The organism is Psychrobacter sp. 1Y4, from assembly GCF_051847555.1.
On record NZ_JBPYDE010000542.1, the window covers coordinates 1 to 712 of the forward strand.

Here is a 712-nt window from a genome sequence, read left to right on the forward strand (position 1 = left end):
CAAGGTACTGCTGAAGAAAAGCCGTTCACTCGCGCTCAAGCAGACGCTATGCTGTCATTGGCTGAAACAGGCATTGCTGAATTGATCAAAATGCAGCAGACTGCACTTGGCTGGTAGTCTGGTATTTAGATAAAACTTGCTGTCTTTATTTTTAGTTTTAATAACTGCCTGTTAGTCTCTGATAGGCAGTTTTTTCATAAAAAATACTTTTTACATCTCGCAATAGGTAACAATGCATGCTCAAGCTGACTGATGATGGCGCCAAAATCACCTTACAGGGTCAGCCGAATAATGCTGACAACGGTATGTTTTGGTTTGGATCTGCATTACTGATAGGGGCAGTGGCAGTCGCTATGGCAATGAGCTTATTGTCTGAGCGATTGGCTATCGGTGCGCTGGCACTGCTTATCGTCGGTAGTTTTATTTTTAACAAAAAACGCCAGCAGCATAAAAAAGCCATGAGTGGCATGATTAGTAGCGGTACATTATGGGTGCGGGCTGCTGAGCTGGTACATGACAATTTAGGCAAACGTGAACACATTCATTTGACTGACAACGATAAAGTTGTGCTTATCGGTGACGGGCTACAGATTGTCGATAGCAGTGATGCACGCAAATATCATATTACTGGTTTTGAAAGTGCTCAAGAGGCGAAAGTGACTAAAGCCATATTAGAAGGGCAAGCACTGACAAAACGCCATGTAAATATCAA

At 42.8% G+C, this 712-nt stretch carries 1 protein-coding gene and 1 pseudogene; both read left to right on the forward strand.

Annotated features, from left to right (window positions below):
- A pseudogene (gene rph / locus ACS8FC_RS17450) lies at positions 1–117 on the forward strand (ribonuclease PH); the annotation flags it as partial.
- 119 nt (positions 118–236) lie between these two features.
- Positions 237–712 (forward strand): hypothetical protein (locus tag ACS8FC_RS17455; protein WP_439297715.1); only part of this gene is annotated, 476 nt, incomplete at its 3' end.